Here is a 17206-nt window from a genome sequence, read left to right as displayed (position 1 = left end):
GGAGCGGTAGTTCAGTTGGTTAGAATACCGGCCTGTCACGCCGGGGGTCGCGGGTTCGAGCCCCGTCCGCTCCGCCAAATTTAAAAAAGCCTGCGCAAGCAGGCTTTTTTTTCGCCCATACGGAGCGGAGGGCGCTGCCTGCGCAGCGCCCGGCGGGCGAGAAGAGATTCGCTTGCAAGCGAATCCGCGGCCTGCAGGATGTGGGCGAGCCCCATCCGCTCACACTCCCTCCCGACTCACCTTCCTGAAATACCGCACGAGCAGCGTCCCGGCGATCGCCAGGCTCACGCTGTTGGCCAGCCAGAAGCCCGAAGCGCCGCGCGTGAAAGCGGGCAATGTGTCGATCAAACCGAAGCCCAGCACATAGCCGCCGCCCAGCCCCACACCCCATAGCGACACCGCATAGATCAGCGTCGGGATCAGCGCGATCTTGTATGCGCGCAGGATGAACGCGCTCATCACCTGGATGGCGTCGAACGCCTGGTAGAAGGCCACGAACAGCATCAGCGGCAGCGCCTTGGCCACCACGGCCGGGTCCTTGGCGTACGCCTGCAGCAGCGGCTCGCGCAGGCACCAGAGCAGGGTGCCGATCAGCAGCGCCAGGCCGGCGCCGAAGCGGATGCCGCGCCAGCCGATGCGCCGCGCCGCCGCCATGTCGCGCGCGCCGATGGACTGGGCGACGAGCGTCGACGTCGCGATCGACAGCGACAACGGCATCATGTACGCCACGGCGCTCAGGTTGGCGATGATCTGGTGCCCGGCCAGCGTCTCGGTGCCCATCCGCGTGATGAAGATCGACATCAGCGTGAACGACGTAATCTCGATCAAGTACGTCAGCCCCATCGGCACGCCCAGCCGCAGCAGCGGCGCGATGCGGTCCCAGCGCGGCCATTCCCAGTGCGTGAAAATGCCCAGCGGCCGATAGGCGCCGCCGAATCGCAGGATCGCCAGGCCGGACAGGCACCAGACCCACGTGATCAGCGTCGACGCCAGCGCGCAACCGGGGCCGCCCATCGCCGCCACACCCAGGCCGCCGTGGATGAACCAGGCGTTGAGCGGCACCTTGAGCGCCAGCCCGGCGATCTGCAGCACCGTGACCATGATCGGCCGTGACAGCGCGTTGTTCAGCGCCATGTAGATTCGGAACGCCAGCGCCGCCGGCAGGCCGAGCGCGACGATATGGAGATAGCGCGATGCCTTGTCGACCAGCTCCGGCGGCGCCTTGGCGAACGCCAGCACCGGCCCTGGAAACAGCAGCAGCAACATGCCCGGCACGGCCAGCGCCAGCCCCAGCCACGCGGCCTGCCGCACCTCCGCGCCGATTTCCGCGCTGCGGCCGGCGCCGTATAGCTGCCCGGCGATGGGCGCCAGCGCCTGCAGCACGCCCATCAGGCTGATGTAGACCGTCACGTAGATCGATCCGCCCAGGCCAACCGCGGCCAGGTCGGCGGCCGACGCGCGGCCGGCCATGATCGTGTCGATCACGCCAAAGGCAATCACGGCCAACTGGCCGACCAGCACCGGGGCGGCCAGGTGGACGATGCGACGGATATCCTGCAGCGCGCTGCTCATCGTTGGGTAGGGGAGTTGGGGGCGCCCCGGCGCCACGGCCGGGGAGAGATCGGCGAGCCCGAGGCCCGCCGACATCGGGAAGGGGGGCTTACTGGCGCGGCAGCCGGCGACGGGTCGGGGCCGGCGCGGGCTTGATCTGAGACATATCGACCAGCCGATACATGCGGAAGCGCTCGTCACGGTCGGCGGGGCGGCGGCCTTCCCAGATCAGGCGCCATTCGAAATGCGAGATATTGCCCGGCGCGCCATAGTCCACGGCGTCGTGGCGCAGCAGCACATCGCAGCCATCGGCGGGCCCGCCAAAGCGGATATGGCCGAAGTACGCGAACGACGCCAGTTGCGCATCGCCCATGCGGATCGGCTGCACGCACTGGTACGTCGACGGCAGCGCCATGGCGGCGGCGCGTGCCACGTCGCGATAGGTCTTGCCATAGTTGATCGACGGCAGCCACAGCGTCATGGCCATGACCCACATCAGCGTCGTGCCGGCCGCCGAGATCACCACCGGCCGCCAGATCTGCTTGGGCGCCCGCGACAGGCGCCAACGCACCACCAGTACCCATGCCACGGTCGCGGCCAGCGCGATGACCACCGCGCTGATCGTGAACGTGTGCTCGAAGCCGGGAATCTGGCGGAACACGTTGTTGGCGATCCTGGGCGGCCAGCCCGTGGTCTTGGCGATCCACATGAACCAGACCGTGCCGCCGAAGATCGTGAAGAACAGCAGCGCGAACCAGTCCACCGCGTTGATGGCCGCGCGCGGCAGCGTGGGCAGCGCGAACGCGGCCAGGATGGCCATCGGCGGCAGCAGCAGGATGAACTGCACGTCGCCCGGGCTGCGCTGCAGCACCAGCAGCAGAAACAGCATCGCCAGGATGGCCAGCGGCAGCGTCACATGGGGGGCGCGCCGCATGCCGCGCCACGACAGCCACGCGAAGGCCGCAATCGGCCACACGGGCCAGGCGAACAACAGGAAGTTGCGGGCGATGAAGCCGGCCGTCGGCAGCGACGGCGGGCCATAGGTGCGGCGGTCGTAGCGCGCCCATTCGCGGATGTAGGTCACGCCGTCGTCGGTCACGGCCGCGCCCAGGTAGACGGCGGCCATCCAGATGGCGACGATGGCCAGCGCCACGGGCACGCCAATCTGCAGCAGCCGCTTGAGCGGCACCGGCTGCGAGACGGCCCCCGCGATCAGCGCCGCGCCCAGCAGCGCCGCCGCCAGGATCGGCCCGCTGGCCAGGCACAGCGCCGCCAGTCCCACGCCGAACCAGAGGCTGCCCTGCACGGGCTTGTCCAGGCTGCGCACCATGCCGTAGAGCATGAACGCGATGAAGCAGACCTGGCCGACCTGCGCCGTGGTCTCGTGGCCGCGCATCGCCAGGCCCACGCAGGCCAGGAAGATCAGCAGCGCGCCATCGGCCAGCGCGCGGCCGTACGACCGCGCGTCGGGCTGCCCGCCGAAGGCGAACGCAAACGGCTGCACCTCGTCGCGGCGGCCCAGCAGATAGGTGGAATACCAGATGAAGGCACAGGTGCCGAAGTAGAACAGCGCCGTGGCCAGCCGCGACGCATCCGGCGCGCCGAGCCAGCTGCCGAACAGCCGGATCATCAGCCCGCCCACCCAGTACACCAGCGGCCCTTCCTGGCTGAACGGCCGCCCGACGATGTTTGGCATCAGCCAGTCCTGCACGCCGCCGATGCCGAGCTGCCACATCACGCCGAAGCCCGCGGCATCCTCGTTCTTCCACGGGTCGCGGCCGAACAGGCCGGTCAGTCCGTAGATGATGCAGATCGCCAGCAGCAGGTAGCGGGGCAGGGCGCCCGTGGCCGCGGCGGTCAGGTGGACAGGAGAGGTCTTGGTGGCTTGGGACATCGGCAGTGAATCCAGGCGGGCCGGCAGGGCGGGGGCAAGCCGCTATTGTCGGCCACAAATGCAAAAAGGCAGCCGATGCTGCCTCTTTGTCAGGTCGCGCGCCGCGGGAGCATCCGTCCTGCCGCGCGCCGCGGTTGCCCGGTAGTGCTGGGCGATTACTTCTTGGCTGCCAGCTTGCTGCCGAACTTCTGGCGGAACTTCTCGACGCGGCCAGCCGTATCCATGATCTTCTGTTGGCCGGTGTAGAACGGGTGCGATTCCGACGACACTTCGATCTTGGCCAGCGGGTAGGTCTTGCCTTCGTGTTCGATCGTGTCCTTGGTCTGGATCGTCGAGCGGGTCACGAACTTGAAGTCGTTCGACACGTCGTGGAACAGGACTTCGCGATAATTCGGGTGAATGCCTTCTTTCATGGTGCTTCCTTTCAGGTTGGGTAGCCAGTCCGCTCTCATGGCGCCGCAGCTTGCTTGCGACGAGCGAACCACTTGCCGGTAACGGGCAAACCGGGATTATGGCAGAAAAACAAGAGGCTGGGCAAGATTCGTGGCCGCCTCGGGCCTGCCTGCCACACCTTCCGGATATGTCGGATCAGGCACCTGTGGCCGGGTCTTGCCGATAGAACGTGGCGAGCGTCGCGTAGAGCGTGGGCCAATGGGTCCGAAGCCCGCCCGGATCGACGAAAAATGACTCCGACGCCACCGCGAAGAACTCGCTCGGGGCCTCGCAACCGTACGGGTCGATCACCCGCAGGCGCGGCGGCAGCCGGTCGGGCGTATCCCAGGCCGAGTCGGGCAGCGCGTCGCAGGCATCGGCAAAGGCGTCGTACTCGGTCAGCAGCGTTTCGGCCCACTGCTCGGCATCGACGCCCGGATGCAGCACGCGCGAGAACGGCGGCACGCCGTCGGGCTCGCCATCGAGCATGTCCAGCTTGTGCGCGAACTCGTGGATGACCACGTTGTACGAATCCGAGACATTGTCGAGCCCCGACCCGGACAGGTTCACGTCCTGCCAGGACAGGATCACCGGGCCATGCTCCCATGCCTCGCCGCTGGCTTCCTCCTCCACGCCGTGCACCAGGCCGATCTCGTCCTCGACGGTCTTGCGGATCAGGAACTCGCCCGGATACAGCACGATGCCGTGCCAGCCGCGATACCACTCGATGCCAAGCTTCAGGATCGGCACGCACGCCTGCACGGCCACGCCGACCACCATCTCGTCGGTCAGCTCCAGCTCGTGCGCGGTGGAGTATTCCTTGCCCGCGATGAACAGCGTGGCCAGTTCGCGCAGCGCCGCCAGGTCGTCGGCGCCGTACCGCTGCACGAAGGGCAGGGCGGCGACGGTGCGTTGCCACAGGTCGTCGGGGATGGCGTAGTGCGCGAGCTGGCGTTCGCGCGAGCGGGCGCGCAGGTAGCTGGACAGTTTGCCGAACATGGTCAGGAGCGTCGGAAAGGAAAAAAGGCGCACCCGAAGGGTACGCCTTTTCGTACGACTGGCAACTGCCGGCGGTCAGCCGCCGCGTCGCATCATGTCGAAGAACTCCGCGTTGTTCTTGGTCGGCTTCATCTTGTCGAGGATGAATTCCATGGCCTGGACTTCGTCCATGTCCGAGATGAACTTGCGCAGAATCCAGATCTTCTGGAGGATTTCCGGCTTGATCAGCAGTTCCTCGCGGCGCGTGCCCGACTTGTTCAGGTTGATGGCCGGGTAGACACGCTTTTCCGCCAGGCGGCGTTCCAGGTGCACTTCCATGTTGCCGGTGCCCTTGAACTCTTCGTAGATCACGTCGTCCATGCGGCTGCCCGTTTCGATCAGCGCCGTGGCGATGATGGTCAGCGAGCCGCCTTCTTCCAGATTACGCGCGGCGCCGAAGAAGCGCTTCGGGCGCTGCAGCGCGTTGGCGTCCACACCGCCGGTCAGCACCTTGCCCGATGCCGGCACCACGGTGTTGTAGGCGCGCGCCAGGCGGGTGATCGAGTCCAGCAGGATCACCACGTCGCGCTTCAGTTCCACCAGGCGCTTGGCCTTCTCGATGACCATTTCGGCCACCTGCACGTGACGGATGGCCGGTTCGTCGAACGTCGACGCCACCACCTCGCCGCGCACCGAGCGCTGCATTTCGGTCACTTCTTCCGGCCGTTCGTCGATCAGCAGCACGAACAGGTCGGCTTCCGGATGGTTGTTGGCAATCGCGTGGGCGATGTGCTGCAGCATCACGGTCTTGCCGGACTTCGGCGATGCCACCAGCAGCGCGCGCTGGCCGCGGCCGATCGGGGCGATCATGTCGACGATGCGGCCGGTGATGTTTTCCTCGGCGCGGATATCGCGTTCGAGCGTGAGCGGCCGGTTCGGATGCAGCGGCGTCAGGTTCTCGAACATGATGCGGTTCTTCACCGCCTCGGGCGGCTGCCCGTTGACCTTGTCCACCTTCACCAGCGCAAAGTAGCGCTCGCCGTCCTTGGGCGTGCGGACCTCGCCTTCGATCGAATCACCGGTATGCAGGTTGAAGCGGCGGATCTGCGACGGGCTGATGTAGATGTCGTCCGTGCTCGCCAGGTACGACGTTTCCGGCGAGCGCAGGAAACCGAAGCCATCGGGCAGAACTTCCAGCGTGCCGTCTCCGTAGATGGTTTCGCCCATCTTGGCGCGCTTCTTCAGGATCGCAAACATGAGTTCCTGTTTGCGCATCCGTTGTGCGTTGTCGATCTCGAGCGTTGCCGCCATTTCGAGAAGCGCAGACACGTGAAGCGATTTGAGTTCTGTCAGGTGCATAGACAAGGGGTACAGAAGGGGCCCGGACGGGCGAGACCTAGGAGGGGGAAAGAATGAGCGAACGCTCGGGGAAGTTGTTGGGTCGCATCTTAGCACAATCCGGCCGGCGCGCCAGGGCTGGCGCGCGCAGGGCCGGATCGTGCCGGGCCGGAGCGTCGGGCTCCGGCAAACGGGTGCTGGCTTAGACCTGGCCGTCCAGGAACGAGGTGAGCTGCGACTTGGACAGCGCGCCAACCTTCTGGGCCACGACTTCGCCGTTCTTGAACAGGATCAGCGTCGGGATGCCGCGGATGCCGAACTTGGCCGGCACCTGCTGGTTCTCGTCCACGTTGATCTTGGCGATCTGCACGCGGTCGCCGTAGTCCTTGGCCACCTCGTCCAGGATCGGGGCAATCATCTTGCAAGGGCCGCACCATTCGGCCCAGAAGTCCAGCAGCACGGGCTTGTCGGACTTGAGCACGTCGGTGTCGAACGATGCGTCGCTCACATACTTGATTTGGTCGCTCATGGCGGGGAACCTCAGGTTTCGCTCAGTTTATGTTGAAGGCGGGCCGATGCCGTGGGGCTGAACCGCAACCTTACACGACAATCGTGCGGGGCCGCCGGCCGGCAGTGCGTGGCGACACGCGCCGCCATTGACGCCGATATGTTACCAGCTTGCCGGAATTCAAGCCCCGGGCCCGCCCGTCGCGCGCCGCGTGCCACCGGGGCGGGCGCGGCGCCTTGGGGGGCATTGTGCCGCGCCCCGGCCGCTGTTGCCGATGATAGTTTCAATCGGCGCGAAAGGCTGGCTCAATCGGCATCCCTCAAAGGTGGTATTTTGGCGGCGCGGCGTGGGCCGGCGTGGGGTTTTCCCGTAGCGGCGGGCGCCGGGCATGATCTAGAATCCACTTGAACGGATCGCATCCGTGATGCGCGTAGAATGGCAGGCCGGATGCGCCAACCCTGCATCTTCCGACAGAGGCCACCGATCATGACGTCCGATCCCCGCAAGCCTGATTCCGACACGCCCGACCCCGACCAGCTCAGCGACGCCCTGGCGCACCTGAGCAGCGCCGTCGAGTCCGACAGCATCGCCACCGGCGCGGCCAAGGGCCTCGTCTACAGCGTGATGGAAACGCTCGGCACGCTGATCGGCGACCCCGACCTGCCCGAACATGCGCGTTCGGGCTACGAGGGCCTGCTGGAAGCCGCGCGCGAACTGCGCGCCCGCCTGGAGGGCGGCGGCGACCGCTGACACCCCCCGGCACGCATCGGGGGCGCCCCGGGCAGCCCCCGCATCCGCATCGGTCCCACGCATCCATGACCCGGCTTTCGTTCCCTCCCGGCCCGTCGTTCCTCGACCAGGCCGCCACGGCGACGTGGCATTTCCTTGATCACTGCGGCCCGGCCGCGTCGGCGGCCCACGTGGTCGTGCCGACGGCCGCGCAGATTCCCGGCGTGCGCCAGGCGCTCGATGCCGCCGCGCGCGCGGCCGGCCAGCCGCGCCTGCTGCCGCGCGTGCTGACGCTGGGCCACTGGCTGCTGGATTTGCCGCCCGACCTCGATGCCGAACCCCGGCCCGCGCGCAGCCACGCCGCGCGGCTGCTGGCCGTGCAGCAGGCCATCCGCGCGCAGGACTGGCTGCGCGGGGCCTTTGGCGCGCAGACCGAGGGCGCGGCGTGGGGCCTGGCGCAGACGCTGCTGTCGATCAGCGACGAACTGAGCGCCCGCTGGCTGGAAGACGCGGCGGTCCGCGACGATGACGACATCGACGGCGACGACCGCGCCGCGCTGCTGCAGGGCGCGCTGCAGCGCACCTACGCGCACCTGTCCGAGCGCTTCCTGGGCCAGGAGGCCCAGATCGTGCTGGCGTTCTGGCAGATGCTGTCCGGCCCCGACGATCCGCTGCCCACGCGGCGCCGCGCGCTGCAACGGCTGGCGCAGCAGTTGGCGGGCCCAGTGGTCTGGATCGGGCCGACGCCGCCAGAGCCGATCGAGGCCAGCTTTCTGCGCCAGGCCGGCGAGATGGTGCCGACGATGGAAGTCGGCTACGACTGGACCGGCGGCGCCGATCCTCCCGCCTTCGATACTCCCGCCGACACCCCCGCCGACTGGTACCGCACGCTGCTGGCCCTGTGGCCCGAGGCGCGCCGCGGCGAAGGCGTCGATGCCGCGCCCATGCCCGCGCTGCCCCGGACGCTGCCGGCCAGCCGCCCCAGCGTGCGCGTGATTGGCAGCGCCCGGTTCGAGGACGAGGCGGCCGCCGCCGCCAGCCAGCTCGTGCAATGGCTCAACGAAGGCCGCAAGCACGTGGCGCTGCTGGCCCACGACCGCGTGGTGGCGCGCCGCACGCGCGCGCTGCTGACGCGCGCCGGGGCCCCGGTCCGCGATGAAACGGGCTGGAAGCTGTCGACCACGCGCGCCGCCGCCGCGCTGATGCGCTGGTTCGACGTGCTGGCCGGCGACGGCGACACCGCCGCGCTGCTCGACCTGCTGAAGTCCCCGTTCTGCCTGCCCGCCGCCGACCGCCGCGGCGCGGCCATCGCGCTGCTGGAGCGCCAGATCCGTCGTGACGCGCTCACGGGCGGCTGGTCGCGCCTGCGCCATCTGTTCCCCGAGCGCGCCGGGACCACGGTCGTCGACGCCGAGGCGATGGCGGCCAGCGACACGGCGCTGCACGTGCGCGCCGCCGCGCGCGCGCTGATCGCCACGCTGGCCGACGAAGCCGCGCAATGGCCACGCGGCCACGCGCAGCAGCCGCTGTCGGTCTGGCTGGCCCGGCTCGACGCCACGCTCGATACGCTCGGCATGCGCGCCGCGCTGGCCGACGACGACGCGGGCCGCCAGTTGCTCGACGCCCTGGCGCGCCTGGCCGAGCTGCCCGACGACGAGACCGGCAGCCATGCCTCGCTGAACCAGCAGGAATTCCGCGCGATGCTGGCCGCGCTGCTGGAGACCGTCGCCTACAAGGAGCCGTCCGCGCCGGGCCCGTCGCGCATCACGATCCTGCCGCTCAATGGCGCGCGGATGCGCCGCTTCGACGGCGTGGTGGTGGTGGGCTGCGACGACGCCCAGTTGCCGTCCAGCGCGGCCGAGCTGATGTTCTTCTCGAACCAGATGCGCCGCGAACTGGGGCTGGAAGACCGCGAGGCGCGCTTCGCCCAGCAGGCGCGCGACCTGGCCGAGGTGCTGCTCAACAATGACGATGTCGTGCTGACGTGGCAGCGCTACGGCAGCCGGGGCGAGCCGCACCACGTCTCGGGCTGGATCGAGCGGCTGTCGGCCTGCTGCGCGCGCGCCGGCGCGCCGATCGAGGCCAACGCGCCCCAGCCGCCGCTGGAAACCGTCGCGCGGCCGTCGTTCATGCCCGCGCCGTCGGCGCCCGCGCACGTGCCCACGCGCTGGAGCGCGGCGGCCTACAACATGCTGCGGCGCTGCCCGTACCAGTTCTTTGCCGGCCGCATGCTCGGCCTGGCCGGACTCGAAGTGCTGAACGACGACCTGGAAAAGCGCGACATCGGCAACCTGCTGCACCGCGTGCTGCTGCAATACCACCAGGAAATCCACGATGCCGGCGTGCGCGACGACGCGCGGCGGCTGGCGCGCCTGCGCGAGATCACGGACACGGTCTTCGGCAAGCAGATGGCCGACGACGGCAACGCCATCAGCTACTACCGCCGCTGGTGCGAGGTGCTGCCGTCGTACGTCGCCTGGCAGGCCGCGCGCGAGGAAATGGGCTGGCACTGGCGCGGCGGCGAGCTCGACGCCGGCGTCGACGTGGCCATGCCCGACGGCGTGCCGCTGCGGCTGGCCGGCCGCATCGACCGGCTCGACAAGGGTCCGGACGGCGCCCACGCGGTGCTCGACTACAAGACCCAGCCCGCCAGCCGCCTGCGCCGCAAGGCCGGCGATGCCGAGGAAGACTGCCAGCTCGCGTTCTACGGCCTGCTGCGGGCCGATGCGGTGGCCGGTAGCTGGGTGGCGCTGGAAGGCGTGAAGCAGGGCGGCCGCGACAGCGCCCCGGGCGCGCAGCGCGAAGTCGACCTGCCGGAGTTCCAGGCCGCCGTGACGTGGCTGGAGCGCCAGCTTCGGCACGATGTGGGCCGCCTGCGCCAGGGTGCAAAGCTGCCCGCGTTCGGCGACGCCGCGGCCTGCACCTATTGCGAAGCGCGCGGCCTGTGCCGCAAGGGCTTCTGGGAATCCACCGCCTTGCCCGACCTGAAGACATGAGCCAGAGCCACGACATCCACGCCTATCTGCGCGACGGCCAGCCCGTCGGCGAGGCCGATTTCACGCGCGCGGCCTGCGATCCGGCCCGCTCGGTGGTGGTGGAAGCCTGCGCGGGCAGCGGCAAGACCTGGCTGCTGGTGGCCCGGCTGGTGCGACTGCTGCTGGCAGGCGCCGCGCCGCACGAAATCCTGGCCATCACTTTCACGCGCAAGGCCGCCGAGGAAATGCGCGAGCGCCTGCTGGAGGTGCTGGCGCAACTGGCCAGCGGCCCCGACGACGCCGTGCTGGCCCAGCTTGAGATGCGCGGGCTAGACCCGCAGGCCGCGCGCGCCGCGTTGCCGCGGGCGCGCGTGCTGCACGCGCAGGTGCTGGCGTCGCCCGGCCGGATGGCCATCGACACGTTCCACGGCTGGTTCGGCACGCTGCTGCGCGGTGCGCCGCTGGCGTCGGGCATCGTCCCCGGTGCGTCGCTGCGCGAGGACGCGCTGCGCATGAAGCGCGAGGCGTGGGCGCCGTTCTGGCGCGCGCTGGCCCAGCCCAGGCATGCCGAGCTGCGTCAGGCCTACGAGCAACTGGTCGATGCGATTGGCGATTTCCAGACGCGCAGCCTTCTGGACCGCATGTTCCACGCGCGCAACGAGTGGTGGGCGTTCCGCGAGGCCGGCGACCCGGCCAGCCGGCTGGCCGCCGACCTGGGCGACGACGCCACCACCGACGTGCTGGTCGAGGCGCTGGCCGACGACGACTGGCTCGAAGCCTGCGCCCAGCACGCGGTGACGCTGGGTCGCGCCGGCAAGACCGAGCAGACGCACGCCACGCGGCTGATGGACGGCCTGCGCGCCATCCGCGCCTGGCGCGACGCGGGCGCGGCGCCCGGCGATGCCGCCACGCAGGCGTTCCACGCGTTGCGCGCCGCGTTCTTTACCGATGCCGGCAAGCCGCGCGCGATGAAGGCCACGTCGGCACTGGTCAAGGTCTGCGGCGGCGAAGGCGCGGCCGAAGACCTGCTCGCCTGCATGGCCGCGCATTGCGCCCGGCTCGACGAGATCGCCGCGCGCCGCTGCGAGGCCGCGGTGCTGGCCATCAACCTGGCGCTGTACCGGCTGGGCGACGCGCTGCTGGACCGCTACCAGCGCCACAAGGGCGAGCAGCGCGCGATGGACTTCGCCGATCTCGAATGGCTGGCCGCGCGGCTGATGGCCGACGAGGAAACCGCCACCTACCTGCAGGTGCGGCTCGACGCGCGCTACCGCCACCTGCTGCTCGACGAATTCCAGGACACCAACCCGCTGCAATGGCGCATCTTGCAGGGCTGGCTGGCCGGCTACCAGGGGCTGGGCGACAAGCCGACCGTGTTCCTGGTGGGCGATCCCAAGCAGTCGATCTACCGCTTCCGCCGCGCCGACGCCCGCCTGTTCGACGCCGCGCGCGAGATGCTGCAGGCCGATTTCCGCGCCACCGTGCTGCGGACCAACCGCACGCGCCGCAACCGGCCCGAGGTGCTGCACTGGGTCAACGCCGTGTTCGACCACGCGCGCGCCGAGGGCCGCTATCCGCTGTACGAGACGCAGACCACGGCGCTGCACGACCCCGGCGGCCCGGTCTGGCTGCTGCCGCTGGTGCAGGCCGATGAGGCTGACGAGGCCGCCGAGGCCACCGGGGGCAAGAATGACGATGGCGGGGCGGAGGACACTGGCGACGGCCACCGCGACACGCTGACGCAGCCGCGCGTCCAGCAGGGCGATTCGCTGCGCTTCGAGGAAGGCCGGCGCGTGGCCGCGTGGCTGCACTACCTGCGCGACCATGTGCCGGTGCGCGAGGGCGAGGGCCCGAAGCAGGTATCGCGCCGCGCCACGTGGCGCGACATGCACCTGCTGGTGCGGCGCAAGACCCATCTGCCCGACTACGAGCGCGCGCTGCGCGAGGCCGGCATCCCGTGCCTGAGCCCGCGCCGGGGCGGGCTGCTGACCACGCTGGAGGCGCTGGACCTGTCGGCCCTGCTGGCGTTCCTGATGACGCCCGAGTCGGACCTGGACCTGGCCCACGTGCTCAAGAGCCCGATCGTCGGCGCCACCGATGACGACCTGCTGCGGCTGGCGTCGATGGAAGGCGAGGGCGGCTGGTGGGCGCGCATCGGCGAGCAGGGCTTGCCGCCGGGCATGTCCGACGCGCTGCGCGGCGGCATCGCGCGGCTGGCGGCGTGGCTGGCGCTGGCGCCGCACAGGCCCGTGCACGACCTGATCGACCATATCTACCACCATGGCGAGGTGCGCCGCCGCTACGCGGAGGCCGCGCCATCGGCCATCCGCGAGCAGGTGCTGGCCAACCTCGACGCGTTCCTGAAGCTGTCGCTCGACCTTGATGGCGGGCGCTATCCGAGCTTGCCCAAGTTCATCGACGAGTTGCAGGAGATCCGGCGCGGTGACGAGGACGAAAGCCCCGACGAGGGCGGCATGGGCGAGGGGATGGAAGAGGCCGAGGCTGGCCCGGACGACGAGGTCGACAGCCAGCTCGATGCCGTCCATATCCTGACCGTGCACGCGGCCAAGGGGCTGGAGGCGCCGTTCGTGGTGCTGCTGGACGCCAACCACAGCGACCCGGCGGCGGACCGGGGCGGCATCCTGGTCGACTGGCCGCCCGCTTCGCCCGCGCCCCGGCATTTTTCCGCCTACGGCAAGCGCAGCGAGCGCGGGCTGGCGCGAGCGACGATGTTCGAGGCCGAGGCGGCGCTGGCCGAACGCGAGAACTGGAACCTGCTCTACGTCGCCATGACGCGCGCCCAGCAGGGGCTGCTGGTCAGCGGGGTGATGGGGCGCGCCAGCAAGCGCGAGGAGTCGCCCGGCGCCGAGATCGCCGGAAGCTGGTATGTGCGGCTGGCCGCGGCCTGCGTGGGCGACGCGGTCACGCCGTATCCCGAGGACGTGCAGGCCGGCGCCAGTGCCCATGCGGCGGCCAGCGAGCGCGTGCGCTACACCGACTTCCGGCTGCGCTACCGCGATGCGGCCGAACTGCAGGTGGCCGATGGCGCGGAGGCGTTCGAGGACGACGCCGAATCGACGGTATTCGACGCCCAGGCTGCCGCCCACGGCGAACTGGTGCACGCGCTGCTGGAACGGCTGACGCGCTATCCCGACGCATACGCCGGCGTGCCCGACGCCGCCACGGTGATGCGCTGGTTCCCGCTGACGGGCGCCGGCGCCCCGCAGGCCCGCGAACAGTGGCAGCGGCAGGCTGAAGCGGCCGTGGCGGACCTGCACGCAATGCTGGCGGCGCCCGCGCTGCGCCCGCTGCTGTTCGCGCAGGACGCCGTGGCGGCGCGCAACGAGGTCGAGCTTTATGACGACCGGGGCCGGCTGCTGCGGATCGACCGGCTGGTGGAATTCGACGACCGCGTAGTCATCGTCGACTACAAGCAGCGGCTGCTGCCGCAGGAGCACGCGGCCTACGGCGCCCAGTTGCGCCGCTACGTGGCGGCCGTGCAGCCAATGTTCCCGGACAAGCGCGTGGAGGCAGGCGTGGCCACGGCGGCCGGCGAATGGATCGACGTGCAGGCGCTGCAGGCCGCGCCCCGGCCGCCGACGCCAATTGCCACGACGCAGCAAGGGTCGTTGTTCTGATGCCGGAAATGGGCGCAGAATAGCCGCTGGCCCTTCTTTTCGGACGCAACGTCGCGAAAACAAGACCGGAAAGCGGGAAGGGAACAGATAGGGGAAAAAGAAGGGAAGGGGGACGAGCCTGACCCTCGGCACTGGTGGAAAACGGCTGTGGCTGCTTCGTTCCCGACCTGACCAGGTTGACCGCGCCACCATGCGAGGAGGCCCGTCCGACCGGCATTGTAACCTAACTGGCGCCATGGTCGCGAAATCGTATTTTTACGAGGGTTGTTCGACCGGACATTGATCTGACACCGGGGTGCCGCGCGGCCATGCTGGCAGCATGGCGGACGGCATTTTTCAGCCGGATTTTCAGCCAGTCCGGTTCTTACCTAGACGACAGGTTGGGCATGAACGCAAACGACCAGATCCTCCGCGGCGCACTCGTGCCGCAAGACATTTCCATCGAAGTCCTGCAGGAAAAGTACGCCAAGGGCGAAGAGCGCAGCATCGACGACGTGCGCCGCCGCGTGGCGCGCGCGCTGGCCGAGGTAGAGCCCGCGGCGCAGCGCGAAAGCTGGGCGGCGCGCTTTCTGTGGGCGCTTGAAAACGGCTTCGTGCCGGCCGGGCGCATCAATTCGGCGGCGGGCACCGGCATCCAGGCCACGCTGATCAACTGCTTCGTGCAGCCCGTGGGGGATTCGGTGTCCGAATCGCGCGACGGCAAGCCGAGCATCTATACCGCCGTGGCGCAGGCCGCCGAGACCATGCGCCGGGGCGGCGGCGTGGGCTACGACTTCTCGTCGATCCGGCCCGGCGGGGCGCTGGTGCGCGCCACGCATTCGCGGGCGTCGGGCCCGGTATCGTTCATGAAGGTGTTCGACGCGTCGTGCGCCACGGTGGAATCGGCCGGCGCGCGGCGCGGCGCCCAGATGGGCGTGCTGCGCTGCGACCACCCGGACATCGAAAGCTTCATCCACGCCAAGGACCGGGGTGACCTGACCAACTTCAATATCTCGATCGGCGTGACCGATGCGTTCATGCGCGCGGTGGAGGCCGACGAGGAAGTGGAGCTGGTGCACGAGGCCGAGCCGGGCATGGACGTCATCGAGACCGGCGCCTACCGGCGCGACGACGGCCTGTGGGTGTACCGGCGCGTGCCGGCACGGCGGCTGTGGGACCAGGTCATGCAGGCCACCTACGACCACGCCGAGCCCGGCATCCTGTTCCTGTCGCGGATCAACGCGGACAACAACCTCTATTACTGCGAGACCATCGAGGCGACCAACCCGTGCGCGGAGCAGCCGCTGCCATCGTATGGCTGCTGCTGCCTGGGGTCGATCAACCTCACGCGCTTCGTGCGCCAGCCGTTCTCGGACGAGGCCAGCTTCGATTTCGCCGCGTTCGCGGAGGTGGTGCGGGTGTCGACGCGGATGCTGGACAACGTGCTGGACGTCACGTTCTGGCCGCTGCCCGAGCAGCAGGCCGAAGCCCAGGCCAAGCGCCGCATCGGGCTGGGCTTCCTGGGCCTGGGCAGCGCGCTGGTGATGCTGGGCCTGCGCTACGACAGCGACGCGGCGCGCGAGTTGGCGGGGCGGATTTCCGAGGCGATGCGCGACCATGCCTACCTGGCGTCCGTGGAACTGGCCGACGAGAAGGGCGCCTTCCCGCTGTTCGATGCCGACGCCTACCTGCGCGGCGGCTTTGTCAGCCGCCTGCCCGAGACCGTGCGCGACGCCATCCGCAGCCACGGCCTGCGCAATTCGCACCTGCTGTCGATCGCGCCGACGGGCACGATCACGCTGGCGTTTGCCGACAATGCGTCGAATGGCATCGAGCCAGCGTTCTCGTGGACGTACAACCGCCGCAAGCGCATGCCCGACGACAGCTACCGCATGTTCGAGGTGGCCGACCACGCGTGGCGGCTGTATCGCCATATGGGCGGCGACATGGATCGGCTGCCGGACAGCTTCGTGACGGCGCTGCAGATGTCGGCACTGGATCACATGCGGATGCTGGAGGCCGTGCAGCCCTATATCGACACCAGCATCAGCAAGACGGTCAACGTGCCGGAAGACTATCCGTACGAGGCGTTCCGCAACCTGTACCTGGAAGCGTGGAAAGCCGGGCTCAAGGGGCTGGCAACGTACCGGCCGAACCAGGTGCTGGGCGCGGTGCTGTCGGTGACGCCGGCCGAAACCCCGGCCGCACCGGCGGCGCAGAACGACGACGACCCGCTGACGCGCCCGTTCGGCAGCCGGCCGCTGGGCGACCTGGAGGGCGTGACGTCGAAGGTGGAATACCTGACCTACGAGGGCCACAAGACCGTCTACCTGACCGTGAACTTCATGCGCGTGTCGGGCACCGTGGACGGCAAGCCGGTGACCATCGAACGGCCCATCGAGTTCTTCATGCCGGCCGGGCAGCGCTCCGAGGGCCAGCAGTGGATCACGTCGACCATGCGGCTGCTGTCGATGGTGGCCCGCTCGGGGGGGCCCATCGCCAAGGCGCTGGCCGACATGCGCAACGTGGTGTGGGACAAGGGCACGGTGCGCTATGGATCACTCGTGCGGCAGGACGGCACCGAGGTGCCGCGCTTCCATGATTCGGAGGTGGCCGCGCTGAGCTACGCGTTGCAGCGGATCCTGATCAAGCGCGGATTCCTGGACGACGAGGGCGGCCAGGTGCCGGCCCAGGCGCTGTCCGCCCGGCTGGCCCAGCGCGACGGCGGTGCTCCGGCCGTGACCCTGGCCCACCCGGCCCATGCGTCGGCAGCCAGCGCCACCTCGGTGACCGGCATCGGCACCGGCAAACCATGCCCGGAATGCGGCGCCCACGCACTCCACAAGGTAGACGGCTGCGCGAAATGCGCGAATTGCGGGTATGTGGGGGAGTGCGGGTGAGGGGCTGAGTGTTTGAGCGGCTGACGGTTCGAACGGCTGAGCGGCTGAGCGGCTGAGCGGCTGGGCGGTTGTGCGGCTGGGCGGTTGAGCGGCCAAGCGGCTGACGCATCTTCGTCGCCGCGGAGGGTTTGCTCCCCTCTCCCGCGCGCGGGAGAGGGGCCGGGGGTGAGGGCGTTGAGGTCCAAATTGCGACTTGTCGCGCTGAGAATCGCGGGGGGGGGCCCCCCCCCCCCCCCCCCCCCCCCCCCCCCCGGGGGGGGGCCCGCGGGGCAGCCGCCCCCCCC

10 protein-coding genes, 1 tRNA gene and 1 other RNA gene are annotated in these 17206 nt (G+C 69.5%); 5 read left to right on the top strand and 7 right to left on the bottom strand.

The features are described from left to right. Nucleotides 1–77, top strand: a tRNA-Asp gene (locus QTN24_RS24815). A 142-nt stretch (nucleotides 78–219) separates the two neighbouring features. Here QTN24_RS24815 and QTN24_RS24810 read toward each other — a convergent pair. From QTN24_RS24810 to trxA, 6 genes are all read right to left on the bottom strand, one after another. Further along, nucleotides 220–1572 carry an MATE family efflux transporter gene (locus QTN24_RS24810; protein ID WP_313840225.1) on the bottom strand — a complete coding sequence of 451 codons (1353 nt, stop codon included), beginning with the start codon at nucleotides 1570–1572 and terminating at the stop codon, nucleotides 220–222. Nucleotides 1573–1660: 88 nt separating this feature from the next. Beyond that, complete coding sequence (locus QTN24_RS24805; RefSeq protein ID WP_313840224.1) at nucleotides 1661–3445, bottom strand: glycosyltransferase family 39 protein; 1785 nt, start codon at nucleotides 3443–3445, stop codon at nucleotides 1661–1663. A gap of 155 nt (nucleotides 3446–3600) precedes the next feature. Further along, on the bottom strand, nucleotides 3601–3858 hold the full coding sequence (locus QTN24_RS24800; RefSeq protein ID WP_061959698.1) for a type B 50S ribosomal protein L31: 258 nt from the start codon (nucleotides 3856–3858) through the stop codon (nucleotides 3601–3603). Between the two features lie 175 nt (nucleotides 3859–4033). Then, nucleotides 4034–4876, bottom strand: a complete 843-nt coding sequence (locus QTN24_RS24795; RefSeq protein WP_313840223.1) for a zinc-dependent peptidase — start codon at nucleotides 4874–4876, stop codon at nucleotides 4034–4036. A 75-nt stretch (nucleotides 4877–4951) separates the two neighbouring features. Continuing rightward, on the bottom strand, nucleotides 4952–6214 hold the full coding sequence (rho, locus tag QTN24_RS24790; RefSeq protein ID WP_061959700.1) for a transcription termination factor Rho: 1263 nt from the start codon (nucleotides 6212–6214) through the stop codon (nucleotides 4952–4954). Between the two features lie 181 nt (nucleotides 6215–6395). After that, complete coding sequence (gene trxA / locus QTN24_RS24785; RefSeq protein WP_124683940.1) at nucleotides 6396–6722, bottom strand: thioredoxin TrxA; 327 nt, start codon at nucleotides 6720–6722, stop codon at nucleotides 6396–6398. A 465-nt stretch (nucleotides 6723–7187) separates the two neighbouring features. Here trxA and QTN24_RS24780 point away from each other — a divergent pair, with 465 nt between their 5' ends. The 3 genes from QTN24_RS24780 (at nucleotide 7188) to QTN24_RS24770 (ending at nucleotide 14043) form a co-directional block, all read left to right on the top strand. Next, nucleotides 7188–7451, top strand: a complete 264-nt coding sequence (locus QTN24_RS24780) for a hypothetical protein (RefSeq protein WP_313840222.1) — start codon at nucleotides 7188–7190, stop codon at nucleotides 7449–7451. 65 nt (nucleotides 7452–7516) lie between these two features. Further along, on the top strand, nucleotides 7517–10426 hold the full coding sequence (locus QTN24_RS24775; RefSeq protein WP_313840221.1) for a PD-(D/E)XK nuclease family protein: 2910 nt from the start codon (nucleotides 7517–7519) through the stop codon (nucleotides 10424–10426). Next, complete coding sequence (locus QTN24_RS24770) at nucleotides 10423–14043, top strand: UvrD-helicase domain-containing protein (RefSeq protein WP_313840220.1); 3621 nt, start codon at nucleotides 10423–10425, stop codon at nucleotides 14041–14043. Before QTN24_RS24775 ends, QTN24_RS24770 begins: the two co-directional genes overlap by 4 nt. Nucleotides 14044–14151: 108 nt before the next feature. Here the strand turns inward: QTN24_RS24770 and ffs are convergent. Further along, nucleotides 14152–14250, bottom strand: an RNA gene (gene ffs / locus QTN24_RS24765) — signal recognition particle sRNA small type. A 179-nt stretch (nucleotides 14251–14429) separates the two neighbouring features. Here ffs and QTN24_RS24760 point away from each other — a divergent pair. Further along, on the top strand, nucleotides 14430–16922 hold the full coding sequence (locus tag QTN24_RS24760) for an adenosylcobalamin-dependent ribonucleoside-diphosphate reductase (protein ID WP_313840219.1): 2493 nt from the start codon (nucleotides 14430–14432) through the stop codon (nucleotides 16920–16922). The last annotated feature ends 284 nt before the right edge of the window (nucleotides 16923–17206 follow it).

The organism is Cupriavidus sp. SZY C1 (assembly GCF_032190535.1).
GTDB classification, from domain to species: domain Bacteria; phylum Pseudomonadota; class Gammaproteobacteria; order Burkholderiales; family Burkholderiaceae; genus Cupriavidus; species Cupriavidus pauculus_C.
Note: the sequence above shows the minus strand (reverse complement) of the source record. Positions and strands in the feature narration are given on the sequence as shown.